Source organism: Actinomadura rubrobrunea NBRC 15275 (assembly GCF_001552235.1).
Taxonomy (GTDB): domain Bacteria; phylum Actinomycetota; class Actinomycetes; order Streptosporangiales; family Streptosporangiaceae; genus Spirillospora; species Spirillospora viridilutea.
This window is the reverse complement of the sequence record NZ_BCQU01000103.1, coordinates 1-23358: the sequence shown is the minus strand read 5'-3', so window position 1 is coordinate 23358 and position 23358 is coordinate 1. Positions and strand designations below refer to the sequence as shown.

The 23358-nt window shown below is 73.0% G+C and carries 19 protein-coding genes; 13 read left to right on the top strand and 6 right to left on the bottom strand.

What is annotated here, in order from left to right:
• The 5 genes from AR3_RS31275 to AR3_RS24730 form a co-directional block, all read left to right on the top strand.
• Positions 1-912, top strand: a 912-nt coding sequence (locus tag AR3_RS31275) for a hypothetical protein (protein ID WP_217998744.1), incomplete at its 5' end; no start/stop codon positions are given.
• Between the two features lie 199 nt (positions 913-1111).
• Complete coding sequence (locus AR3_RS31840) at positions 1112-3253, top strand: serine/threonine-protein kinase (protein ID WP_067917342.1); 2142 nt, start codon at positions 1112-1114, stop codon at positions 3251-3253.
• A gap of 79 nt (positions 3254-3332) precedes the next feature.
• On the top strand, positions 3333-4823 hold the full coding sequence (purF, locus tag AR3_RS24740) for an amidophosphoribosyltransferase (RefSeq protein WP_067917340.1): 1491 nt from the start codon (positions 3333-3335) through the stop codon (positions 4821-4823).
• Between the two features lie 32 nt (positions 4824-4855).
• Entirely contained in the window at positions 4856-5884 is a 1029-nt protein-coding gene (gene purM / locus AR3_RS24735; RefSeq protein WP_067917346.1) for a phosphoribosylformylglycinamidine cyclo-ligase, read from the top strand.
• Between the two features lie 82 nt (positions 5885-5966).
• Positions 5967-6632 (top strand): SanA/YdcF family protein, encoded by a 666-nt coding sequence (locus tag AR3_RS24730; RefSeq protein WP_067917338.1) that lies wholly within the window; start codon positions 5967-5969, stop codon positions 6630-6632.
• A gap of 192 nt (positions 6633-6824) precedes the next feature.
• Here the strand turns inward: AR3_RS24730 and AR3_RS24725 are convergent, their stop codons facing one another.
• Both AR3_RS24725 and AR3_RS24720 read right to left on the bottom strand, forming a co-directional pair.
• Positions 6825-7043 carry a DUF3073 domain-containing protein gene (locus AR3_RS24725; protein WP_067917336.1) on the bottom strand — a complete coding sequence of 73 codons (219 nt, stop codon included), beginning with the start codon at positions 7041-7043 and terminating at the stop codon, positions 6825-6827.
• A gap of 340 nt (positions 7044-7383) precedes the next feature.
• Complete coding sequence (locus tag AR3_RS24720; RefSeq protein WP_067917334.1) at positions 7384-8466, bottom strand: Leu/Phe/Val dehydrogenase; 1083 nt, start codon at positions 8464-8466, stop codon at positions 7384-7386.
• A 146-nt stretch (positions 8467-8612) separates the two neighbouring features.
• Here AR3_RS24720 and AR3_RS24715 point away from each other — a divergent pair, with 146 nt between their 5' ends.
• Together AR3_RS24715 and bldC are read left to right on the top strand one after the other, a co-directional pair.
• Positions 8613-9530, top strand: a complete 918-nt coding sequence (locus AR3_RS24715) for a DUF8083 family protein (RefSeq protein WP_067917332.1) — start codon at positions 8613-8615, stop codon at positions 9528-9530.
• Positions 9531-9799: 269 nt separating this feature from the next.
• On the top strand, positions 9800-10003 hold the full coding sequence (gene bldC / locus AR3_RS24710; RefSeq protein WP_012850682.1) for a developmental transcriptional regulator BldC: 204 nt from the start codon (positions 9800-9802) through the stop codon (positions 10001-10003).
• A gap of 983 nt (positions 10004-10986) precedes the next feature.
• Here bldC and AR3_RS24705 read toward each other — a convergent pair.
• Positions 10987-11679, bottom strand: a complete 693-nt coding sequence (locus AR3_RS24705) for a TetR/AcrR family transcriptional regulator (protein WP_067917330.1) — start codon at positions 11677-11679, stop codon at positions 10987-10989.
• A gap of 443 nt (positions 11680-12122) precedes the next feature.
• On the opposite strand from AR3_RS24705, the gene AR3_RS24700 reads away from it, so the two are divergent.
• The 4 genes from AR3_RS24700 (at position 12123) to AR3_RS24685 (ending at position 16261) form a co-directional block, all read left to right on the top strand.
• Positions 12123-13139, top strand: coding sequence for a LacI family DNA-binding transcriptional regulator (locus AR3_RS24700; RefSeq protein WP_067917328.1), 1017 nt, complete (start codon positions 12123-12125; stop codon positions 13137-13139).
• A gap of 242 nt (positions 13140-13381) precedes the next feature.
• Positions 13382-13618 carry a hypothetical protein gene (locus AR3_RS24695; RefSeq protein WP_067917326.1) on the top strand — a complete coding sequence of 79 codons (237 nt, stop codon included), beginning with the start codon at positions 13382-13384 and terminating at the stop codon, positions 13616-13618.
• A 139-nt stretch (positions 13619-13757) separates the two neighbouring features.
• Positions 13758-14585: an N-acetylmuramoyl-L-alanine amidase gene (locus AR3_RS24690; protein WP_067917324.1), complete on the top strand. Its 828-nt coding sequence runs from the start codon at positions 13758-13760 to the stop codon at positions 14583-14585.
• 176 nt (positions 14586-14761) lie between these two features.
• Positions 14762-16261 carry a DUF7059 domain-containing protein gene (locus AR3_RS24685; RefSeq protein WP_227023108.1) on the top strand — a complete coding sequence of 500 codons (1500 nt, stop codon included), beginning with the start codon at positions 14762-14764 and terminating at the stop codon, positions 16259-16261.
• A 28-nt stretch (positions 16262-16289) separates the two neighbouring features.
• Here the strand turns inward: AR3_RS24685 and AR3_RS24680 are convergent, their stop codons facing one another.
• The 3 genes from AR3_RS24680 to AR3_RS24670 all read right to left on the bottom strand — a co-directional run bounded on the left by AR3_RS24680 (position 16290) and on the right by AR3_RS24670 (position 20042).
• Positions 16290-17564, bottom strand: coding sequence for a calcium:cation antiporter family protein (locus AR3_RS24680; RefSeq protein WP_067917320.1), 1275 nt, complete (start codon positions 17562-17564; stop codon positions 16290-16292).
• Between the two features lie 131 nt (positions 17565-17695).
• A complete protein-coding gene (locus AR3_RS24675) occupies positions 17696-18787 on the bottom strand; it encodes a quinone-dependent dihydroorotate dehydrogenase (RefSeq protein WP_067917318.1) in 1092 nt (363 codons plus the stop codon).
• Positions 18788-18842: 55 nt separating this feature from the next.
• Entirely contained in the window at positions 18843-20042 is a 1200-nt protein-coding gene (locus AR3_RS24670) for a hypothetical protein (protein ID WP_146150244.1), read from the bottom strand.
• 249 nt (positions 20043-20291) lie between these two features.
• Between AR3_RS24670 and AR3_RS24665 the strand changes: the two genes are divergently transcribed.
• Positions 20292-21242: an SCO0930 family lipoprotein gene (locus AR3_RS24665; RefSeq protein ID WP_067917314.1), complete on the top strand. Its 951-nt coding sequence runs from the start codon at positions 20292-20294 to the stop codon at positions 21240-21242.
• A 330-nt stretch (positions 21243-21572) separates the two neighbouring features.
• Positions 21573-22373 carry a hypothetical protein gene (locus tag AR3_RS24660; protein ID WP_157406769.1) on the top strand — a complete coding sequence of 267 codons (801 nt, stop codon included), beginning with the start codon at positions 21573-21575 and terminating at the stop codon, positions 22371-22373.
• Positions 22374-23358: the final 985 nt, after the last annotated feature.

The following is a 23358-nucleotide window of genomic DNA, read 5'->3' as shown; positions in this document are numbered from 1 at the left end:
GCAGCCGGAGCAGCCGGCGAGACCGCCGCGGCCGGCGGCACCGGTGGGGCGGCTGCGAGCGGTGGAGCGACGGCCGCGGCCGGGGCCGCAGGGGCGAAGGTCGGCGCCGGTGCCGCGGTCGCGGCGGGCGCGGTCGGGGTCGCGCTGGTGGTGGGAGGAGGGGCTGCCGTCGTCTCGGGCTTCGACCGGGACGGGGCATCGGGCCGGCCCACGTCCTCGGTGCGGCCCGTGGCGGCCACGCTTGTCGAACAGCGACAGACGTTCTCCGAAAGACGGCTCGAGATTCGCGCGCAGTACGCGCGGCTCACCGGTCCCGCGGACCCGGCCGTCCGGCAGCGAGTGGATCAGGCGCTGCGCGCCCCGCTGGACTGGGCGATCCAGATTGTCGATCCCCAGGGCAGCTCCCAGTGCACGCGCAACGCAGTGGCGTCCTTGACCGCCCGCATCGGCATCAATGGGCCGTCGCTGCTCTCGGTGCGATACAACAACTACAGCACGCACTGTGCTCCCTCAGACGGGCGGTACCCCGGCTGGACTGTCACCGTCGACCTCAAGACGGGGCGCACCTACACCGCCGAGGACATCCTCAAGCCGGAGACGCTTACCCGGTCGGGCATCCGCACCCTCTTCAGCCGGACGACGCTTATCGAGGGGGAAGAGCCTTGGGGTGCGGTTTGGGGGTCGCAGAGATGCGATGAGGGGTACCCGGACCGCTCCGACTTCTTCCCCAGCAGGCCCCCGGGATATACGACGCAGTTTCCCCCGTCGTTGACTGTTTTCCTGGCGTCCGACCACATCGAGGTGGTCACGGACAGAGGAGGTAGCGACTGCGTCCGTGAGAGGCGCACCGCGCCCTATGCCAAGGTGCGGGACCTGCTGAACCCGCAGATCCTCCGCCATCTGCCCGCCTGAGCAGCGAAACCGCTCATCGCGGGGCGGTCGGGGACAGCGCCATGGGCAGCCCCACGACGGAGCACCACAGACGCGCCGATCCATGCTCCCGCGCCCGCCCCATACGCCGAAGAGCGGCTATGACGCTCGGTCCAACCGGTGTCGCCGAACGTGCATCACACCCAATGGTTTCCCTTGGAGGGCGGAACAAGGAGGAACGTTGAGCGGGGCATGGCGTATCGCCGGTTTCGAGGAACTGCGTGAGCTGGGCGCGGGGGCTCAGGGCCGTGTCGTGCTGGCCCGGCACCAGGAGTCGGGCACCCCTGTCGCGATCAAGTACGTGCGGGCGGACGCCGAGCAGAAGAAGCTGCTGCGCCGCGAGGCCGTGCTGCTCGGCCGGGTGGACGATCCTCATGTCGCGAGGCTGTACCGGCTGGTGGAGAGCGAGTACGGCGCGGCGCTCGTCATGGAGGCCATCGACGGGGTCTCGCTCAAGCAAGTGTTGGAGCACCACGGCACGCTCGAACCCGAGGCGGCGCTGCTGGTGATGAAGGGCTCGCTGCTCGGGTTGGCCGCCGCGCATCGCGTCGGGGTGGTGCACCGCGACTACAAGCCCTCCAACGTCGTGGTGCGCTCCGACGGGCTGAGCAAGCTGATCGACTTTGGCATCGCGGTGCTGGCCGGTCAGGGCGACAGGTCGGGCACGCCCGCCTATATGGCGCCGGAGCAGTGGCGTGGTGAACCGGCCGTCCCGGCCACCGACGTCTACGCCGCCACCTGCGTCTTCTTCGAGTGCCTGACCGGACGGCGTCCCTTCGTCGGCGACTCCACCGAGGCGCTGCAGGAGGCCCACCTGCACGCGCCGCCTCCGGTGGAGGAGGCGCCCGAGGCGGTCCGCTCGCTGCTGTCTCGTGGCATGGCCAAGTCCGCCGAGGAGCGTCCCGGGGAAGCCGCCGAGTTCGTCCAGGAACTTGAGGAGGCCGCCACTGCGGCGTACGGGCCGGACTGGGAGACCCGTGCGGTCCAAGCCCTGGCGGGCGCGGCCGCCGCGCTGGCGTCATTCTTCCCGCTGGCCGCCTTGTTGCACTCCGCCGGCGGCGCCGGAGGCGGCGCGGTCTCCGCAGGCGGTGTGGCCGCGTCCGGCGGGGCTGCGTCCGGCGGAGCCACAGGAGGTGCGGCCGCATCCGGTGGCGGCGCTGGAGGCGCGGCCGTCTCCGGCGGGACCGCAGGCGGGACGGCCGCGTCCGGCGCCGGTTCGAGCGGCGCGGTGACGTCCGGGGCCGCCTCGAGCGGAAGCGCAGGCGGGACGGCCGCGTCCAGCGGTACGTCCGGTGCCGGAGCCTCCGCGGCGACCGGCCACGCTTCGTCCGCCGCAGGCGCCCATGCCGCGGGATCCGCCGGCGAGGCCGCCGCGGCCGGCGGCGCCGGCGGGACGGCCACGGGCGGCGGCGCCGGCGGGGCGGCTGTGAGCGGTGGAGCGACGGCCGCAGCCGGGGCTGGAGGGGCGAAAGTCGGCGCCGGTGTCGTGATTGCGGCGGGCGCGGTCGGGGTCGCACTGGTGGCGGGAGGAGGCGTCGCCGTTGTCTCGGCCCTCCCGCGGGACGGGGCATCGGCCCGGCCCACAGCCACGTCCTCGGCGCGTCCCGTGGCGGCCGCGCTTGTCGACCAGCGGGAGATGCTCAACGGGCAGCGGGTCGAGGTGCGCGCGAAGTACGCGCGGCTCACCGGTCCCGCGGACCCGGCCGTCCGGCAGCGGGTGGACCAGGCGCTGCGCGCCCCGCTCGACTGGACGATCCAGCGTTCCCAGGCGTCTAGCGAAGAATCAAGAGTCGCGTGCACACCTAGTGCCCTGGTGTCCATGCGCGCCAGCATCGGCGTCAACGGCCCGACGCTGATCTCGGTGAAGTACTCCAACAGCAGCGAGCTGTACGACGACAGCAGCGGCAGGTGCCTGCGCTTGGACGGAAAGCTTCCCGGAGGGGCCGTCACCGTCGATCTGAAAACAGGCCGCGCCTACACCGCCGAGGACATCCTCAAGCCGGAGACGCTCACCGGGCCGGGCATCAGCACCCTGTGGAGCCGGACAACGGTCAAGAGCCAGTGGTCGTATTGGGGCCCTGAGGGGTGCACGGACGAGCACCCCGTCCGCTCGGACTTCTTCCCCAAACGCAGCGTCATGGCTGGACACCGGGGATACCCGGCGCTGGATCCCCCTTTGATCACCGTCTTCCTGGGCCCCGACCACCTCGAGGTGATCACGGACGGCGAGGGCAGCGACTGCCCCGTCGAGACGCGCGCCGCGCCGTACGCCAAGGTGCGGGACCTGCTCAACCCTCAGATTGTCGGCCAACTGCCCGCCTGACCGGTGAAACGGTCCTTTCCGGGGCGGTTGGGGAGCTGTGCTGATGGGAGCAGGGGAAAGGGGCATCTAGACTGGCTGGGTGCCTCACGGTGATGGACGTCTGAGCCACGACCTCGATCCCTTCGACCGCCCCCCGCGGGACGCCTGCGGAGTCTTCGGAGTCTGGGTGCGCCCGGACGCGGCGGCTCAGGCGGAGGTGAGCAAGCTCGCCTACTACGGACTGTACGCGCTGCAGCACCGAGGGCAGGAGTCGGCCGGCATCGCGGTCAGCGACGGGACGCGGATCGTGGTGTTCAAGGACATGGGCCTGGTGTCGCAGGTCTTCGACGAGTCGGTGCTCAACACCCTGCGCGGGCACATGGCCGTCGGACACTGCCGGTACTCCACCACCGGCTCGCCGACGTGGGAGAACGCCCAGCCGACGTTCCGGTCCACCGACGCCGGGGGGCTGGCGCTGGCGCACAACGGCAACCTGATCAATACGCCGGAGCTGGCCAAGCGGCTGGAGCCGGGCGTGCTGACCGCCACCACCGACACCGAGGTGCTGACGGCGCTCATGGCCACCCGCATGGAGGCGGCCGCCCGCGAGTCGGGCGGCGGGCCGGGCGACCCGATCGCGGCGGCCCGGCAGGTCCTGCCGGACGCGCGGGGCGCCTACTCGCTGGTGTTCATGGACGAGCACACCCTGTGCGCCGCGCGCGACCCCCAGGGCGTCCGGCCGCTGGTGCTCGGCCGTCTGGAGGAGCTCGGCGGCTGGGTGGTGGCCTCGGAGACCGCCGCCCTGGACATCGTCGGCGCCGCGTTCGTGCGCGAGATCGAGCCGGGGGAACTGGTCGCGATCGACGGCGAGGGCGTGCGGTCCGAGCGGTTCGCCGAGCCGCGGCCCAAGGGCTGCCTGTTCGAGTACGTGTACCTGGCGCGCCCCGACACCACGATCGCCGGGCGCAGCGTGCACGCCGCCCGGGTGGAGGTGGGGCGGCGCCTGGCCCGCGAGCACCCCGTCGACGCCGACCTGGTGATCCCGACGCCCGAGTCGGGCACGCCGGCCGCGATCGGGTACGCCGAGGCGTCCGGCATCCCGTACGGCCAGGGCCTGGTGAAGAACTCCTACGTCGGCCGGACGTTCATCCAGCCGTCGCAGACCATCCGCCAGCTCGGCATCCGGCTGAAGCTGAACCCGCTGCGCGAGGCCATCGAAGGCAAACGCCTGGTGGTGGTGGACGACTCGATCGTCCGCGGCAACACCCAGCGCGCGATCGTGGCGATGCTGCGCGACGCGGGCGCCGCCGAAGTGCACGTGCGGATCTCCAGCCCGCCGGTGGCCTGGCCGTGCTTCTACGGCATCGACTTCGCCACCCGCGCCGAGCTGATCGCCGGGAACCTGTCGGTCGAGGAGATCCGCGACTCCATCGGGGCCGACAGCCTCGGCTACATCTCGCTGGACGCGCTGATCGCCGCGTCCCAGGTGCCCAAGGGACGGCTGTGCCGCGCCTGCTTCGACGGGGAGTACCCGATCCCGGTCGAGGAGGACGCCCGCGGCAAGCACCTGCTGGAGCCGTCCCGCTCGTGACCGTGCAGCGCGACAACCGAGGAAAGCGGGAGATGAGCACCTCGTACGAGGCGGCCGGGGTCGACATCGCGGCCGGGGAACGGGCCGTCGAACTGATGAAGGCGCGCGTGGCGCGGTCGCGGCGGCCGGAGGTCGTGGACGACGCCAGCGGGTTCGCCGGGCTGTTCGACGCGTCGGCGCTGACCCGGTACCGCAGGCCCCTGCTGGCCACGTCCACCGACGGCGTCGGCACCAAGGTCGACCTGGCCCGGCGCCTCGGCGTCTACGACACCGTCGGGCACGACCTGGTCGCCATGGTCATCGACGACCTGGCGGTGTGCGGGGCCGAGCCGCTGTTCATGACCGACTACATCGCCTGCGGCAAGGTCGTCCCGGAGCGGATCGCCGACATCGTCGGCGGCATCGCCGACGCGTGCCGGCTCGCCGGATGCGCCCTCATCGGCGGCGAGACCGCCGAGCACCCCGGACTGCTGGAGCCGGACGAGTTCGACCTGGCGGGCGCCGGCACGGGCGTCGTCGAGGCCGACGAGCTGCTCGGACCCGACCGGGTCCGGCCGGGGGACGTGGTGCTGGGCATGGCGTCGTCCGGCATCCACGCCAACGGGTACTCGCTCGTGCGGCACATCCTCGCCACCACCGACCTGACCCTGGACGCCGTGCCCGCGGAGCTCGGCCGCCCGCTCGGCGAGGAGCTGCTCACCCCCACCCGCATCTACGCCCAGGACTGCCTGGCGCTGGCCCGGTCGGGCGCGGTCCGGGCGTTCGCGCACATCACCGGCGGCGGGCTGGCGGGCAACCTGGCGCGGTCGCTGCCGGGCACGGTCGACGCGGTGCTGAGCCGGTCGTCCTGGACGGTGCCGCCGGTGTTCCGGGTGCTGCAGGAGTACGGCAAGGTCCCGGACGCCGAGATGGACAAGACGTTCAACCTGGGCGTCGGCATGGTCGCGATCGTGGCCCCGGACCGGGCCGACGCCGCGCTGGAGCTGCTGGCCGGACGGGACGTGCCCGCGTGGGTGCTCGGGGAGATCGTGCCGGGCGCCGGCGCCGTCCGCCTGTCCTGACGCGGGCGTGCGCGGTCGGATTCCGCCGCCGCGGGCGGGAAACCCGGGACGGGCGGCGGTCGTCGCACTCGACGTGATCAGGATGCGTCTGCGCCGGTGGGCCGCGCCGCTGACGGTCCTGGCCGGCCTCGGGGTCTACACGGTGCTGGCGCCGCTGGCCTGGGCGTACGCGAAGACCGCCGACCGCCGCGCCGGGCCCGAGGACGTCCCGGACGCGCCGGTCGCGCTGGTGCTGGGCGCGGGCATCCGGGACGGCCGGCCGACCACGCTGCTGGCCCGCCGCCTGGACCTGGCCGCCGACCTGTACCGGCGGGGCAAGGTGCGGGTGCTGCTGGTGTCGGGGGACAACCGGGTCCGCGGCTACGACGAGCCGACCGTGATGCGCGACCACCTGATCGCCCGCGGCGTGCCGGAGCGCAGGATCGTCCGCGACTTCGCGGGCCTGGACACCTGGGACTCCTGCGTCCGCGCCAAGCGGATCTTCGGGGTGGAGAAGGTGACGGTGGTCACGCAGAACTTCCACCTGCCGCGGGCGGTGGCGCTGTGCCGGGCTGCCGGCCTGGACGCGTGGGGCGTCGGCGACGACAGTCTGGCCGCCCGCCCTCCCGCGACGGCGTTCGGCTACGCGCGCGAGCCGCTGGCGATGCTGAAGGCCGTGGCCACGCTGATCGTCCGTCCCGACCCGGCCGTGCTGGGCCGCCCGGAGCCGGGAGTGCGCCAGGCCCTGGCCGAGGACGACGCCGGGTAAAAAATTCGCCACCCGACAGGGCCTTCAATCGACAGGGTCTTCAACCGGTGACGGACGGCCGAAGGCCCCGGCGCCGGACGGCCGCCGACGCGCCGTCGCCCGACAGGAGCGGGGAGCGTCCCCGGTGAAATAGCGAAGAGCAGTATGTCCGCATCGCTGCGGGCATACTGCTCCTCGCTCCGAGTACCGTGATCAGCGGGCGGAGGTGCCGTCCTTGCGGTCCTCGGTCCCGTAGTCGTCGGCGTAGTCGGCGTACTTCTCGGCGAGATCGTCGTAGTCGTAGGAGTCGCTGGGGGAGGAGTCGGAGACTCCCAGCTCGCTCTTCAGGCGGTCGAGGTCCGTGTTGCCGGTCCGGTACTTGAGCTGCCGGGCAACCTTCACCTGCTTGGCCTTGGCTCGGCCGCGACCCATTGGCTCGACCCCCTCGATGGTCAGGGCTTATGTGGGCCCATCAACGCGCCACACGAACCGGTGCCTGATGAGCCATGCGTCAGTCACGGGTACAACCGTACCCGTTTTGCGCCCGGCTCGGTACATCGTCAGTACGTGGCGCACGCCCCCTTACGGCGAACCCCAGTGTATCCGGTGGTTGCGAGTTCACCGATCCAAGCCGACACGCCACCAGCGAACCGCAACCCTGGCCGAAGCATGGCCGGGCCTGGGGACGGCGCGGTGCGTAGGTAAGGAGCGGCCTGCCCGGAGGTACGGGGGCGTCCCGGGCAGGCCGATGTCGTGTGTGTCGGGGGCTGGGTCAGAGGAGGATGCCGCGCAGGCGGCCGATCTCGGACATGCGCCGCTCGGCCAGGCGGTCGGCGGCGACGGCGGGGGGCACGCCCTCGTCGGCCGCCAGGGCGAAGATCCGCTTGGTGGTCTCGTAGATGCCGGACGCGCGGGCCTTGGCACGGTCGAAATCGAAGCCGCGGATCTCGTCGGCGACCTGGATCACGCCGCCGGAGTTGACCACGTAGTCGGGGGCGTAGAGCACGTCGCGGTCGGCCAGCCGCTTCTCGATCCCCGCGTGGGCCAGCTGGTTGTTGGCCGCGCCGCAGACGATCTTGGCGGTGAGGACGGGGACGGTGTCGTCGTCGAGCGAGCCGCCCAGGGCGCACGGGGCGTACACGTCCAGGTCGGTGCGGATCAGCGCGTCCCTGTCGTCGACGACCTCGACCTCCGGGTGCCGGGCCCGGACCCGCTCGACCGCCTGCTCGTTGACGTCGCAGATCACCACCTCGGCGCCGTCCTCGCGCAGGTGCTCCACCAGCCGGTGGCCGACCTTGCCGACGCCTTCGACGCCTACCCGCTTGCCGCGCAGGGTGGGGGAGCCCCACACGGTCTCGGCCGCGGCCCGCATGCCCTGGAACACTCCGAAGGCGGTCAGGACGGACGAGTCGCCGGCGCCGCCGTTGGCGACCGTCCGGCCCGTGACGAAGCGCGACTCGCGCGCCACGACGTCCATGTCCTCGCTGTAGGTGCCGACGTCGCAGGCGGTGTAGTAGCGGCCGCCGAGCGACTGGACGAACCGGCCGTAGGCGCGCAGCAGCGCCTCGGACTTGTCGACGGCGGGATCACCGATGATCACCGCCTTGCCGCCGCCGTGGTCCAGCCCGGCCAGGGCGTTCTTGTACGCCATGCCCCGGGACAGGTTGAGCACGTCGGCCAGCGCCTCGTCCTCCGTGCGGTAGGGGTAGAAGCGGGTGCCGCCCAGTGCCGGGCCGAGCGCCGTGGAGTAGATCGCGATGATGGCGCGCAGTCCGCTGGCCTCGTCCTGACAGAAGACGACCTGCTCGTGACGGGGTTCTGCGCCCTTGTGGGGCGGTGCGAAGACATTAGGCACGGTAGTGCCCTCCTCTCTGTCTTGAGATCAGATTAGGGCCGGTAGCGGCCCTGGCGCCGCCCCCCACCGGCAGATTCGCGTAACGCGCCGATCTCGGCCGCGCGGTGCTCCCAGCGGTTCGGTGTGGCTCGTGTCACGATGCGGTTGTGCTTCCGTACGCCGCGTACCTACGGGTATATGAGCCGGTGACCGCCTTCCCCGAGCCCGCGCGGACGCTGTGGACGGCCTACGCCGAGTCCCGGCGGCGCCCCAAGCGGACGTACGCCCTCGCCGTCGAGCATCGGGAGGCGGTGCGGCGCCTGGTGGCGGATCCGCCGCGGCTCGCCCCCGAGCTGGAGAGCCAGGACGCCTATGTGCGGCGGTCCGGCGACACGCTGTACATCTGCCCCTGGGGCACACGGCTGCGGTCATGGCTGGCCTACGAGCGCTTCCGGGAGCGGACGCCCGCCCGCCTGATGCCGATGTTCGCGCCGCCCGAGGTCACCGGTCGCCTGGAACGCGACTTCGAGCGCTGGAAGAACGCCGGGCGCACCCTGCGGCCGCACATCCTGACCAGCACGTGGCACATACCGACCGCGTGGTTCGTGCCGTTCGCCTCCGCCGAGCGGTGCCTGCTGCTCGGGGACGGCACGTCCGGTAAGCGGGAATCCGCCGCCGGACTGGGGGAACACGCCGGATGTCGACCGACCACGGCGGCGACGACGCGTACCCTCATCTATGTGACGGCGATGCCCGGTGCCCGTCACCGGGTGGAGGAGTCGCTGCGGATCGTCCGCACCCGTCTCGGCGACGGGGACGACGACACGATGGCGCCGGGAGCCGGGCGTCTGGAGGAGCTCGGCAGGTGGCTGGCGGGGTTCCATCCTCGTTCCCTGGTGGAACTGGATTATGGCGGTCTGGTTCACCTGCTGGACGACCGGTGGCTGCGGGCCGACGAGTCGGTGGCCGAGACCGCCGTGGCGCTGGCGGCCCTGGAGCGCGGCGAGGTGGAGCTGGCGGTGGCGATGCACAAGCGCCTCCTGGACCGCTGGCGCCGCGTACGGGCCCTTGAATCGGCGAACTGAACAAATTTCCCGAATCCGCGCGCGATACGACTATACGTGTCGCTAGAATCACGCAGCGTGACCCAGTTGCCGCCGTGTGCTCGTCGCGACCCGTCTCTGCGGGGATGTTCCCATGCAACTACGGCCAGGAACTTGCTTGTTGCGTTGAGTGGTGGCAAGGTTACACGTTGTGATGTCATAGTGGCTCTTTCGGGCCATAGGGGACATCAGTGACCGCGAGATCAATCGCAGGATCGCTGTCATCGGTCCACGGAGGAGAGGCCGCACACATGTCAGCACGTACGCCAGAGGCCGAGCCCCTGCTGACGCCGGCAGAGGTGGCGACGATGTTCCGCGTCGACCCCAAGACCGTCACGCGGTGGGCGAAGGCCGGAAAGTTGACCTCCATCCGCACCCTGGGGGGACACCGGCGCTACCGCGAGGCTGAGGTGCGGGCGCTGCTGGCGGGAATCCCGCAGCAGCGGTCGGAGTAGCGCACTCCGATCGGCGGGCCCCGCGTCGGCCGTCGCCGGGGGTGGGGGAGGACATCTCCCGCGGCGGTAGCGGTCGAGCAGGGGAACGGGGTCGTCTCCGCAGCGGAGACGGTGAGCCGAGGACGCGAGGGTACGTTCCTCGCCGTCGCCGCGGCTGACCGCGGCTCGGGGAGCCGCTCCCCGTGGCCGGCACCACGTGGCCGGCGACATCCGCCGAAACGCACACAGCACAGCAGTGGGGGGCGGCCAGGAGGCCGCTGAACGGCGGTTCGGCTGTTCAGGGGCCCCCTGGACGAGGCCCAGGACCACGGACGACGTGGTCCTGGGCCAACTCACCTTGGCGGCATGGCGCCTCACCGAGCGTCAGGCCGCGCCATACCGCGTCACCGAGACGCGCGCCCACCTCGGGCGCCATGGGGGGACGGGCAGCCGCAGGCTCGCCCGCGGGCACGTCGAGGACCGGCAGCCCGCTCATCGGGCCGCATCGGGGACGGCTCGGACGCGCAGCTCGTCCTGCTGCGTCAGGAGCGGTTCCCGAGCGCCTCGGGGCGACGTGATCGCCCTGGCGACCGCCAGGCCGCGCACGTCTGCCGCGAGGACCGGTCGCTCGCCGACCTGCTGCGCCACGGGCGCTTCCTGCCCGCCTCAAGCGCCGAGGGCGGGTGCCTGGCGGGTCGGCCCGCGTGCGCCGTCGAAGATCGGCAGCCCGCTGATCGAGCCGCGTCAGGCTTCACGTCGGTCTCGGTCGCCAAGGGGGTTTCAGGTGGACGCGGGTTTGCCCGCGCGCCGTAACGGACGGCCCGCTGATCGGGCTGCGCCGAGGGCGCATGCCCTGGGGCCGCCTGCCTGGTCGCGCGTCCGCCGTGTCGAGGCCGGTTGTCGGCTCGCCGCGGGGCGTGATCACCGGTCCGGGCAGCGGGTGCGGACGGATGTTCGGTGCGTCGTGCCGTTCGTGGTTCGCGTCTGGCGGGCCTGAGGGCGGGTCAGTGGTCCGGGCCGAGTTCTTCCTGGGACAGGCGGTCGAACAGTTCGGCGGTCACCGGGTCGTGCCGTCCCGCGGCGCGCAGCATGACGACCAGGTGGTCCACGAGCAGGCGCTCCAGGTCGGCGCGCGGGATGTCGCGGTTCTCCAGCCAGTCCAGCCCGGCCGTCTCGACCGCGGCCATCCAGGAGCGCAGGGTGATGCGCAGCACCGGCCCGGGGTCGGCGATGCCCACGGTGTGCAGGATGCGGCCGAGCAGCAGCTGGCGGACGTTGTCGACGATCTCGCCGACCTCGCCGGAGCGGTCGGCCGGGCCGCCGCGCAGCAGCGCCGTGAAGCCCGCCGCGTGGCTCTCCGCGAAGTCGAAGTAACGTTCCAGGGAGATCCGCAGCCGGTCCAGCGGCTTGCCCTCGGTGGGCGGTTCGAGCAGGTCCGACAGCTGGCGCGCCGCGCTGGTGAGCGCCGCGAGGTACAGCTCCTGCTTGCCGCCGAAGTAGTGGTAGACCAGCGCCCGCGAGGCGCCGGCGGCCGCCGCGACGTCGTCGATCGACACGTCCTCGGGAGGCCGCGTGCTGAACAGCCCGAGCGCCGCCTCGATGAGCTCCTCACGGCGCTCGTCGACGCTCAGCCTGCGCCGGCTGCGCCGGGGGCGCTCCGTGCGCGCCTGCTCGTCGGTCACCGCGTGTTCTGCCACCCGGGAAGCGTATCCGAGTGCGACGGGGGGTCCGGTGCGGTTCGACGGCGCCAGCCTGGGCGGACGTGGCGATGTGATCCGAAACACCACAGCCCTGAACTGCCATTGACGGCAGCCCGTTACTCATTGTTGCGACGATATCGGGCGAAGTCGAGGCATCATGGCTTCTCCTCCCCGAGTGAGGAAGGCGCACCGACCCCCGTGCGCGGGCTCTGGGGCGCCACGGCGGCAGGACCTGCAGGCCCCCTGGACGGAGTGCCATGTCAGCTGGTGAAGGAAAGGCCCCGCGTAACGAGAGGTCGGCGCCGCGGTCCGGCGAGTCTTCGGCGCCGCGCAGCGGCGAATCGCCGCGGCAGGACGGCCAGGTGCCGCCGCCGCGGGGCGGCGGCTCGTCCGCCGACGCCCGAGAGGGCCGCGCAGGAGGCCGGACGGGGGGACGGCCGGTGCCGCCCGGCCCGAACGCGCCCAAGCCCACCATCCGCAACGTGGCCGAGCGCGCGGGCGTGTCCAAGTCGCTGGTGTCGCTGGTCATGCGCGGGTCGCCGCACGTCAGCGAACGGCGCCGGCAGGCCGTGCTGCAGGCGGCGCGCGAGCTGGGCTACCGGCCCAACGCCGTGGCACGCAGCCTGGTGGAGGGCCGCACCAGGCTGATCGGCGCCATCGTCGCCGACCTGCACAACCCGTTCTTCGCCGAGTTCCTCGACGGGCTCCAGGAGACCCTGCACGGCGAGGGCCTGCGCATGCTGGTCGGCAGCGGCCGCTGGGACCCGATGTTCGAGGCCGAGGCGGTCGAGGCGTTCCTCGAGATGCGGGTGGACGGCCTGGTGCTGCTCAGCGTCGTGCCCGACTCGCTGAAGGAGGCCGCCGCCAGCGTCCCCGTGGTGGTCGTCGGCGAACGCGACGTCAGCGGCGTGGACATCGTGGTGGACGACGACGAGCTCGGCGCCAGCCTGGCCGTCGACCACCTGGTGGAGCTCGGCCACCGGCGCATCGCGCACATCGAGGGCGCGCGGTCCACCACCGCCCGCTACCGCCGCTCCGGGTACGAGAAGGCGATGCGGCGGCACGGGCTCGCCGACCACATCATGGTGGAGCCGGGCGACTTCACCGAGGAGGGCGGCTACCTCGCCGCCCGCGCGCTGCTGTCGCGCGTTCCGCGGCCGACGGCGATCTTCGCGCCGAACGACCTGGTGGCGACCGGCGTGCTGTCGGCCGCCGACGAGCTGCGCCTGCCGGTGCCCGAGCAGGTCTCGATCGTGGGCTACGACAACACGCACCTGGCCGCGATCCGGCACATCTCGCTGACCAGCGTGGACCAGCCGCGCCGCGACATGGGCCGGGTGGCGGCCGAGCTGCTCACCGCCCGGATCGAGGACCCGACCCGGGTGGCGCGGCAGAACCTGGTCGTCCCCCATCTGGTGGTCCGCTCGACGACGGGTCCCGCCCCGAAGGGGGTCTGACGGGGCGTCCCCAGCTGCGGCGCCGGGCCGCGCGTGTCCGGCAGGCCATGGCTTCGCTACGCGTTGCTAATGCGACGGGAAAGCCTGCCGTAATCACGCGGTCGACGGGCGTCGCGGAAGGGTTAATGGGTGACACATTCGACGGGTCGGGGGAACCGCCGTCCAGGCGGGCGCCCGTCCGGGAGAGGGTCCCGCCGAGGGGACACGGGGAAGGATCATGTTCACCCAGGGGGGTTCACACCGTGCGTGATCCGGAGATGGTGTCGTGCGCGCAGCGCGCGGCGAGCGAGCTCGAACGCGCGTGGGCGCAGTGGCGGCACGCGCGAGGCATGGCCGACCAGGCGTCGGAGTCCGTCGCCAGCTATGTGGCCCACTCGATCGACCACCCGTGGGGGCGTCCCCGCGTGGTGCTGGGCCTGGACGCGGACGAGGCCCGTGCTCTCGCCGCGCTCCTCGGCAAGGAGAACGCGCTTCGCTGACCGATCGGGCGGATCGGGGAACGCAGCCGCGGCCGCGCACGGGGGAGCGCGGCGCCGCGGCTGCGTCGGCGTTTGACGAACGGACGCACGCGTGCAGACTGGCAGGGTCAGCGACGGGCGCACCCCCAGGAGACAGTCGTTGCTCACCCATCGACGCGCGGCCGCCGGTCTCGCGCTGTGTCTGGCCGGGCTGACCGCGTGCGGCACGGACGGCGGCTCGTCCGCGTCGTCCGACCCGGTCCGGCCGCCCCTGGCGGGCGGCGGCGCCGCGACCGCGAGCGCGTCGCCTCCGGCGAAGCCCGGCCCGGCGCCGCTGCGCGGCCGGGTCGTGGTGATCGACCCCGGGCACAACGGCGGCAACGCGAAGCACCCGACGGCGATCAACAGGCTGGTCTCCATCGGCAACGGCCGCAAGGCGTGCGACACCGTCGGCACCAGCACCAACGCCGGGTACCCGGAGCACGCCTTCACCTGGGACGTGTCGAAGCGGCTGGCGAAGATCCTGCGGGCCGAGGGCGCCAAGGTGGTGCTGACCCGCTCCAACGACACCGGGGTCGGGCCGTGCATCGACGAACGCGCCGCCATCGGCAACCGCGCCGAGGCCGACGCGGCGTTGTCCGTGCACGCGGACGGGGCGGGGGCCTCCGCGCACGGGTTCCACGTGATCCAGCCGCGGTCGGTCAAGGGGCAGGGCGGCGGAATGGTGCCCGAGTCCCGGCGGCTCGGCAAGGCCATCCGCGACGCCTACCACGCCGGAACCGGCATCGCCTATTCCACCTACATCGGCAAGGACGGCCTGGACTCGCGCGACGACCTCGGCGGGCTGAACCTGTCGAAGGTGCCCAAGGTGTTCATCGAGTGCGGCAACATGCGCAACAAGGACGACGCGGCCAAGCTGTCCGACGCCGCGTTCCGCCAGCGCATCGCCGAGGCCCTCGCCAAGGGCATCGAGGATTTCCTGCTGTGAACCGGTGGCCAGGCGTCCCGGCCTCCCACAGGTTGACGCAGTGATCGGCGGACCCCCGCCGATTCGTCGTCGTCCCCGCCCACCAGGTGCAGGTCTGGGTTCCCAGCCGGCCGGGTTTGCGCGTTGACGGGGCCTCCCGCGGCGACCGGCGCCGTGGAACGGGCAGGATGGGGCGAGTGTTCGATCAGCCCACTGCTTCGTTGAACCGCGTCCGCGCCGCCTTCGACCGGGCGCCGTACACCGTCGCCGCCGTCCGGGAGCTGCTCGGCCCCGTCGCGGGCGGCGCGCTGGCCCGCGACGAGATCGTGCCCGCGTTGCGCGCCACCGCCGGAGGATCGCCGCTGGAGACCCTGGTCCGGCTGTTCTGGCTGCAGGTCCCGGTGCCGGACCGTTCCCCGCTGGCGGACGACCTGGTCGCCGCCGGGCTTGCCGAGCGTTCCGGCGGGGAGGTCCGCGCGCTGCTGCGGGTGGAGCCCGTGGAGTCGGTGAGCGGCCACGGGCACGTCGGGTACGCCGTGTCGGACCTGAAGGTCCGGCCGGGCGGCGGCGCGACGCCGAAGCCTGATCACGTGGTGGGCACCGGCGGCGCCTCCGCCGGCCTGGCCCGTCTGATCACCGACCGGGCGGTGGGCGACGCGCTCGACCTCGGCACCGGATGCGGCGTGCAGGCGCTGCACCTCGCCGACGCCGCGGTCCGTCCGGCGCCCCGCGCGATCACCGCCACGGACGTCAACCCGCGGGCGCTGCGGCTGGCCGCGCTGAGCTTCGCCCTGTCGGGCCTGGACGGCGTGGAGCTGCTGCACGGCCCGCTGCTGGAGCCCGTCCGGGGGCGCCGGTTCGACCTGGTGGTGTCGAACCCGCCGTTCGTGATCGCGCCGGACGCGGGGCCCCGCTTCACCTACCGCGAGTCCGGGCTGCCGGGCGACGAGTTCTGCCGCCGCCTGGTCACCGAGGTCCCGGGAGTGCTGGCCGAGGACGGACGCTGCCAGCTGCTCGCCAACTGGCTGCACATCGAGGGGACGCCCTGGGAGGAACGCGTCGGCGCGTGGGTGGAGGCCTCCGGCTGCGACGCGTGGGTCGTGCAGCGGGACGTCCAGGACCCGGCCGAGTACGCCGAACTGTGGCTGCGCGACTCCTGCGAGGTGGGCACCCCCGAATACACGGCCCGCTACGACGCCTGGCTCGACCACTTCGAACGGCGGCGGGTCACGGGCGTCGGCTTCGGCTGGATCACCCTGCGCAACGCCGGACGGGACCGGCCCGTCGTGCGCGTCGAGGAGCTGCGGCACGCCGTCCAGGAGCCCGTGGGCGGCTACGTGGACGGGATCCTGGACGGCCTCGCCGCCGCCCGCGAGTTCTCCACAGCCTGTGGACACGACGGGGCGGTGCTGCGCACGGCCCTCGGAGTCGTCCAGGAGCAGATCGGCCCGCCCGGCGCCGAGGACCCGGAACGGATCGTCCTGCGGCAGACCGGGCGGCTCCGGCGCGCCGCGGGCGTCGGCACGGTGGAGGCGGGCCTGGCCGGCGTCTGCGACGGCACCCTGCCGCTCGGACCGCTGCTCGACGCGATCGCCCAGCTCACCGATCAGGACGCGGCGCGGGTGCGGGCCCACGCGGCCGCCGTCCTGCCCGAACTGATCGCCGACGGCTTCTTCGAGGTCGTCTCCCCGGCGTGACCGGCGCCCGCCCGAACGCGGGCGGGCGTCAGCGGACGGGGGAGCGCGGCCGGTCGAGGGACGGGACGGCCGCGCGCAGGCACTGCCCCAGGTCGCGGTTGCGCGCGATCAGCAGCGAGAAGCCGATGGCCAGGTAGACGCCCGACAGCACCAGGCGGATCTGCGTGCCGGGGAATACGAACTGCACGGCGAACAGCACGAACAGCAGCGCGGCCTCGGCCCGCCGGAAGTACAGGCCGACGAGCATCGCCAGGCCCAGCACGGTCTGCGCGGCGGTCAGCAGCACCTCTTCGATCTGCCGCGCGTCCAGCGGCAGCGACCAGGCGCCGCCCCCGGCGCGGTAGGCCAGCGGCAGCGAGCCGATCAGCAGCGTCCACTGGTTGACCTTGCTGGACAGCAGGACGCCGATCGCGTCGCCGTCGCGCAGCCGCCACGCGAACACGCACGCGACGATCAGCTCGGGCGCCTCCGAGGTCAGCGGCGCCAGCCACTGCACGAGCAGGAACCGGTCGACGCCCAGCACGGTCCCGGCGTCGACCAGGGACTCGGCGAACGGCTCGGCGGAGCAGAACACCGCCAGCGCGCCGAGCGCGAAGCCCAGCCAGGTGACCTGGCGGCGCCGCAGGCGGGGGAGTTCGGCCAGCCGCGCGGGCACGCCCACCAGGTTCTCCACGTCATCGGCGCCGCTGCGTCCGATCCGCGCCATGTAGGCGACGAAGACGACGATCAGCAGCACCGACACGTACCAGCCGATCTCCCCGGTCAGCGCGGGGATGAACGCGAGGACCGCCGCGACGGCCAGGAACCCCAGCTCGATGCGGTGGTGCCCGCCCAAGCGCACGTCGCGCCGCGGCGACGGCGGCTGGATCACGCCGATGCGGCGGTGACGCCCGGCCTCGCGCCTTCGCCGCACCGCCAGCGCGAACACCAGCGCCACCAGCGTCCAGCCCACACCGACGAGCAGCCGGTTCGCGCCCGTCATGTTGGCCGCCGCGTAGGCGGCGTATTCGGGACGGCTGCCCGCCGCGTACGCGTAGTACAGGTCGACCGCGTACTCGGGCAGCACGGCGATCAGCGCCAGCAGCGCCAGCGCGAGCGCGCCCGACAGGTCCAGGCGCGCCGTCTCGGAGGCCCACAGCAGCAGCACCGCCGCCCCCAGCACCCCGGCACCGAACACGATCATGCTCGGCACCGGCGGCGGATGGACGCCCGCCAGCCGCAGCACCACCGCGGGCAGCGTGATGACCAGGGCGAGGGCGATCCGCGCCGCCACGGCGTCCCGCGCGCGCGTCACCAGCGACATACCTGCACGGTCCCGCCGATCAGGTCAGCGCAGCGCCAGCACGCGGCCCCGGTATGGCAAAGCCGCCCGCGCGGACGGCGCCGGACGCCTGCGGCGTCGGAGCCGATCAGGCGGAGGCGTCCGGGCGGCGGTCAGGCCGCGTCGCCGTCGGGGCGCGCGGCCGCGTCGCGGAGGGTGGCGAAGGCGCTGCCGCGCAGCCGGCGCGACAGCGAGCGGTGCACGCGGTACGCCCACAGCGGGCCGCCGTAGATCATCCCGGTGTAGGCCTGGACGAGCGTCGCGCCCGCGCGGATGCGCTCCCACACGTCGTCGGCGTTCTCCACCCCGCCGACCGACACCAGCACGAGCCGTCCGCCGGTGCGGTCGCGCAGCCGCCGCAGCACCTCCAGCGAACGCGTCTTGAGCGGGGCGCCCGACAGCCCGCCGGTCTCCTTGGTCAGCTCGGCTGGGCTGGTCAGGCCGTCGCGCGCGACGGTGGTGTTGGTGGCGATGATGCCGTCCAGGTCCAGGTCGAGGGCGAGGTCGGCGACCGCGTCGACGTCCTCGTCGGCCAGATCGGGCGCGATCTTCACCAGCAGCGGGACGCGCCGCCCGGCGGCCCGGTCGGCGGCCTCGCGCACCGCCGTCAGCAGCGGCCGCAGGCGCTCCACGGCCTGCAGGGCGCGCAGCCCGGGGGTGTTCGGCGAGCTGACGTTGACGACCATGTAGTCGGCGTGCGGGGCGAGCCGTTCGGCGCTGGCCACGTAGTCGGCGACGGCCTCGTCCTCCGGGACGGCCTTGGTCTTGCCGATGTTGACCCCGACGATCGTGCCGGGCCGCCGCCCGCGCAGCCGCCGCGCGGCCGCCTCCGACCCGGCGTTGTTGAAGCCCATCCGGTTGATGACCGCCCGGTCGGCGGGCAGCCGGAACAGCCGGGGCCGCGGGTTGCCGGGCTGCGGCCGGCCCGTCACCGTCCCGACCTCGACGTGGCCGAAGCCGAACGCGCCCAGCGCCTCGTACGCCACCGCGTCCTTGTCGAACCCGGCGGCCAGCCCGAGCGGCCCGGGGAACTCCAGCCCGAACGCCCGGACGGCGAGCGCGGGGTCGCGCGGCGCCAGCGCCCGCCGCAGCGCCGGCACCGCGCCGGGCACCGCCTGGACGGCGCGCAGCGCCCGCAGGGTCAGATGGTGGGCGGTCTCGGCCGGGATGCGGCTGATGACCAGTGAGAACAGCAGTCGATACATCGTGCGGCCGATTCTTTCAGCCGTGCCCCCCGGGGGCGGCCCCCGGTCCCCGCGGTCAGCCGCCGCGGAGCACGCGGCGGATCGTCAGACGGACGTCGCGGCCGGTCTGCCGGATGGGGGACAGCGCGGCGCGGTGCACCCATCGGGCGGGGGTGCGGACGCCGACCCGCCACACCGCACCCACCGCCGTCCCAGCCGGGCGCAGGACGTGGCGTCCGGTCCAGCGGGCCGGCGCCACCACCAGGTACCGCCACAACAGGCGCAGCCCGCGCCCGGCCAGGCGCCAGCTCCAGGCGACGCCGAGCCAGACGGGACGCAGCGCGTACCGCCACAAAGCCCGCGCCGGGATGAAGATGAGGACGCGTCCCAGCCAGGCGAGCGCGCGTCCGGTCGCTCGCCAGGCCCACAGCAGCGCCGCGCCCGTCTGGCGCAGCAGCCATCCCAACCCGATCAACGGCGGCAGCAGCACGTACCGCCACAACGCCTGCGCGGGGATGAGGATGAGGACGCGTCCCAGCCAGGCGAGCGCGCGTCCGGTCGCTCGCCAGGCCCACAGCAGCGCCGCGCCCGTCTGGCGCAGCAGCCACGCCAGCCCGGCCAGCGTCGGCAGCAGCACGTACCGCCACAGCAGAACGGCGGGCGCCACGATGAGCGCGTTGGCGAGCCACACCAGGGCGCGGACGGCCATCAGCACCGGCCAGACGACCACCCGTTCCAGCAGCCACCACAGCGCGCGCCCGACCGGCGCCAGCAGCGTGGCGTAGATCCACTGCGCGGGCCGCACGACCAGCAGGACGAGCAGCAGGCCCAGCCCGCGCAGCACCGCGTACAGCCCCCGCCCGATCAGCGCGAGCAGCAACCCGACCCACCGCGCCACCTCGGTGACGCCGCGCCACACCCCGCGACCGATCGCTGCGATCAGCCGCCCGAGCCACCGCACCGCCCCGACGATCCCGTGCCAGAGCGCCGCGAACAGCCGTCCGACCCACAGTGCCGCCCCGGCGAGGCCGTGCCGCAACCCGCGCACGACGAGCGCCACGGCCTCATAGAGCAGCCGCAACGGGACGGCGATCAGCAACGCGACGGCCCGCGCGGGCACCACGATCCATGCCGGGCCCGCCGCCTGCGGACGTTCCCTCGGCGGGGCGGGCGCCGGAGCCTTCTCGAACCCGCCCGGCGCCGGTTCGGCGGCGGCCGGATCCGGCACACGAGCCGACAGCTCGTTCGGACGCTCAGGTGGTCCGGCCCTGGTCACCGCGTCACCTCGCATCGATTCCGGCCCGGCGTCTTCCGGTGGCCCCCCCGGCAATGCGACGGATCCGAACGCCGACCTGTTCCGCCGTCCCGCGAAGTCGCGCCGGAGCAGCGCCGTCCGAGGTGAACCGGGCCGAGGCGCGTCCGCGTACTGCTCGCCGGGAGAACGCTTCGCGGCCGCCCAGTCTCACAGCGCGACCTCGGGTCCGTCGGCCCGCGCCGGCGCCCTCACCGATACGGAGGACCAGACATGCACATCCCCCGCTGGGCGATTCCCGCCGCGGTCGTCGCGGCGTCCGGGATGCTTCTCACCGGGTGCGGCAAGGTGCCCCCGGGGCAGCAGGCGAACGTCGGTGTGGGCGCGCCGCAGGCGGTGCCCGACCCGGCGCGGCAGGATCCCTCGGCCGCGCCGTCCCAGAGCGCCGCGCCGACCGTCTTGCGGGTCGCCGAGGCGGCCCGTCTCGGCAAGGTCGTGACGGACGCGGAAGGGCGCACGCTGTACCGGTTCGACAAGGACACCGCCCGGCCGCCCGCCTCCACCTGTCTGGACTCGTGCGCCAACACCTGGCCGCCGGTGACGGCGCCCAAGGGCCGGATCCAGGTCGACGGGGTCGACCGGAACCTGATCGGCAAGACCAAGCGGCCCGACGGCCTGTGGCAGGTCACGCTCGGCGGCTGGCCGTTGTACCGGTACGCCGAGGACGACGGCCCCGGCGACGTCAAGGGGCAGGGGGTCGGCGGCTCCTGGTTCGCTGCGGCCCCCGACGGCAAGAAGGCGGGGGGAGAGCAGCAGGAGCAGGACGACGGCGACGGGAACGGCGGCGGCCGGAACCGCTGGGCAGGGTGGACGGTCGTCAAGGTCCGGCAGCACCCGCGCCTCGGCATGATCGTCACCGACGGCGAGGGCCGCGTGATGTACCGCTTCGACGGGGACCGGCCGAGGGTCTCCAACTGCGACGGCCAGTGCGCCAAGACCTGGCCGATCGTGAAGTTCACCAACTGGAAGAAGCTCAAGACGGAGGGCGTCGAGCGCAGCCGGATCGGCTTCATCGAGCGCAAGGACGGCTCGTGCCAGCTGACCATCAACGGCCGCCCCATGTACTACTTCGCCGGGGACCGGCGGCCGGGCGACGCCAACGGGCAGGGCGCCCGGAACGCCTGGTGGGTCGTCTCGCCCCGAGGCGAAAAGATCACCGGCTGAGCCGCCGGCCCGGAGCGGGACGACCCCGCGACGGACGGGCGGCCGGCCCACGAAGAACACGCCGCGCCCGGGGCGGATGCGCCCGGGCCGCGCGCCGAGACGGAAGGCGCGGAGACACCGCGGGGAGGTCGGGTCCCGCAACGTCTCCGCGCCTTCCCCATTCGGGCGAACGGCCCGTGCCATAAGTGACGTATTACACGGTGCCATGTTGCGCCCGGCCATGAAGCGATTCGCATCCGATCGCCGCGCGAGAAAGCGGGCTGATTCATAGCACGCTGTTTCCTGGCTGTCAAGACATTTGCTTTACTCAATCCGCATTCTCGTGTCAAAATGTCGGCGTCGGCCCTTGGTTATTCAAGGCGCGTCGCTACCTCTGTGGGGAATGGCATGCCGCTGACTTGGACGACACCGACGCTGCGACCGGTGAGCCCCGACGAACTGCCCGATGAGGTCTCCCGATTCCCTGCCGACGACGCAGCGGACGACGAGACCCGGCTGGTGTCCCGACTCGTCCTCGCGATCGACGTGCAGGGCTACAGCTCCCGTCCCGCGTCCGGGCAGCTCGAGGTGCAGAGGGATCTGTGCGCGGCGATGGAGCGGGCCGCCGCGGCCACGCGGTTGAACCGCCGCGACTGGTACCGGCAGTGCGCCGGCGACGGCGAGCTCGCCGTGCTGCCCGACGGCATCGACCTCGCCCACGTCGTCGGCCGCTTCCCGCTCGCCCTGGAGCGGTTCCTCGGCGAGGTGAACGGCTCGCGCGGCCGGGGCCGCCGACTGCGCGTGCGGATGGCGATCCACCACGGCACGCTCGTCCTCGGACCGGACGCGTCGTTCGGCCCGGCCGGGGACGCGCCGATCGTGGCCAGTCGCCTGCTCGACGCCCGGCCGCTGCGCCAATTGCTCGACGAGCGGACCGACCGGGACGTCGCACTGGCGGTGTCCGTGCCGGTCTACGAAGGCGTGGTGAGCACGGGACTGTGCGCGTTGCCGCCGCACTGCTTCCATCCCATCCGCACGACGGTGAAGAAGAAGACCTACGCGGGCTATGTCTACGACCCGGATGCCGGATTTCCTGCGTCTCCTGACTCACTCCTCGGGAACGCGATCCCTTTCCCGAAGCCCCACGAGTGATCAACAGCCATTCCGAAACGTTCGGCGAAAATGATCACGCCCTGCTGAGGAACGCCCGCGAGTCGCATATCGCCGCTCGCACCTCGAGAATTGTCCGCAGCATAAGACGCCCCGCGAGGGGGCGATGTTTCCGACGGGCTCCGCGCCGCCGAGCCTTCAGAGCGCGGTCGTATGCGCTCGCGGCCACACGACCGAGCCGTACAGGGGTGCCATGCGCCCGGCGCGCGGAGTCTTCGGGGAGGGAAGAGTCGCGGTGACTCGGCCGTGTGGCGGTCTGCGGCGCCGCCGGGACGTTCCCTAGTGCTCCACTTCGAACCAGACGGTCCGCCCCGCGGTGTCTGTGTAGTGGCCCCATCGCCGTGCGAGGGCGTCCACGTTTTCAGACCCCGGCCGTCGATGTCGGAGTCCAGCGCGGCGTCGCGGACATGTGGCACGCGTTCGGAGCCGCCACCCTTGTCGGTCACTTCGACCAGAAGAACCCGCGGCATGTGCCTGAGGGCGCAGTTCGGCGACCGGGGGGTGCGCCGCCGACGCGGAGGGGCAAGGCGGAGATCCCTACGTTCGCCCTGGTGAGGCGTGTGTTCGAGGCTGCTGCGCCGGGGCGCGTGCCGCGGGCCGAGCCGGTGAGACGGGCGCGCGAAAACAAAGGTCTTTACCCACTTCGCGACATATTCACACCTTTCACCTTAATTGGATTTTGTGTCAGGAATCACTTTTGTATCGGTCGGGAAGCGGATCTCGACACCGCGTAGTCGGCGGTGCTTGAGTGGGCCACGAGTCTCGCGCGATGCGGTGACCGACGAAGCGCCCGCACGCGGGGAGCAGTCGGGAGGTTCGGTGAGCGAGAGGGCGAAGGACGGCCGCGGCGACCAGGGCGCACGCGCCCGCCGCGGTCCTGGACGGCGAACTCGGGGCGGACCGGCGCGCCCGCGGGCGCGCGGCAGGGCGAGAGCGCTGCGCGGCGCGGTCGCCGCGGCGCTGCTGG

Excerpts from the sequence above, each read along its gene's own strand:
- purM (WP_067917346.1), top strand. The coding sequence starts at position 4,856 with ATGAGCACCTCGTACGAGGCGGCCGGGGTCGACATCGCGGCCGGGGAA.
- AR3_RS24675 (WP_067917318.1), bottom strand. The coding sequence starts at position 18,787 with ATGTATCGACTGCTGTTCTCACTGGTCATCAGCCGCATCCCGGCCGAG.
- bldC (WP_012850682.1), top strand. The coding sequence starts at position 9,800 with ATGTCAGCACGTACGCCAGAGGCCGAGCCCCTGCTGACGCCGGCAGAG.
- AR3_RS24665 (WP_067917314.1), top strand. The coding sequence starts at position 20,292 with ATGCACATCCCCCGCTGGGCGATTCCCGCCGCGGTCGTCGCGGCGTCC.
- AR3_RS24660 (WP_157406769.1), top strand. The coding sequence starts at position 21,573 with ATGTCGGCGTCGGCCCTTGGTTATTCAAGGCGCGTCGCTACCTCTGTG.
- AR3_RS24730 (WP_067917338.1), top strand. The coding sequence starts at position 5,967 with ATGCGTCTGCGCCGGTGGGCCGCGCCGCTGACGGTCCTGGCCGGCCTC.
- AR3_RS24725 (WP_067917336.1), bottom strand. The coding sequence starts at position 7,043 with ATGGGTCGCGGCCGAGCCAAGGCCAAGCAGGTGAAGGTTGCCCGGCAG.
- AR3_RS24680 (WP_067917320.1), bottom strand. The coding sequence starts at position 17,564 with ATGTCGCTGGTGACGCGCGCGCGGGACGCCGTGGCGGCGCGGATCGCC.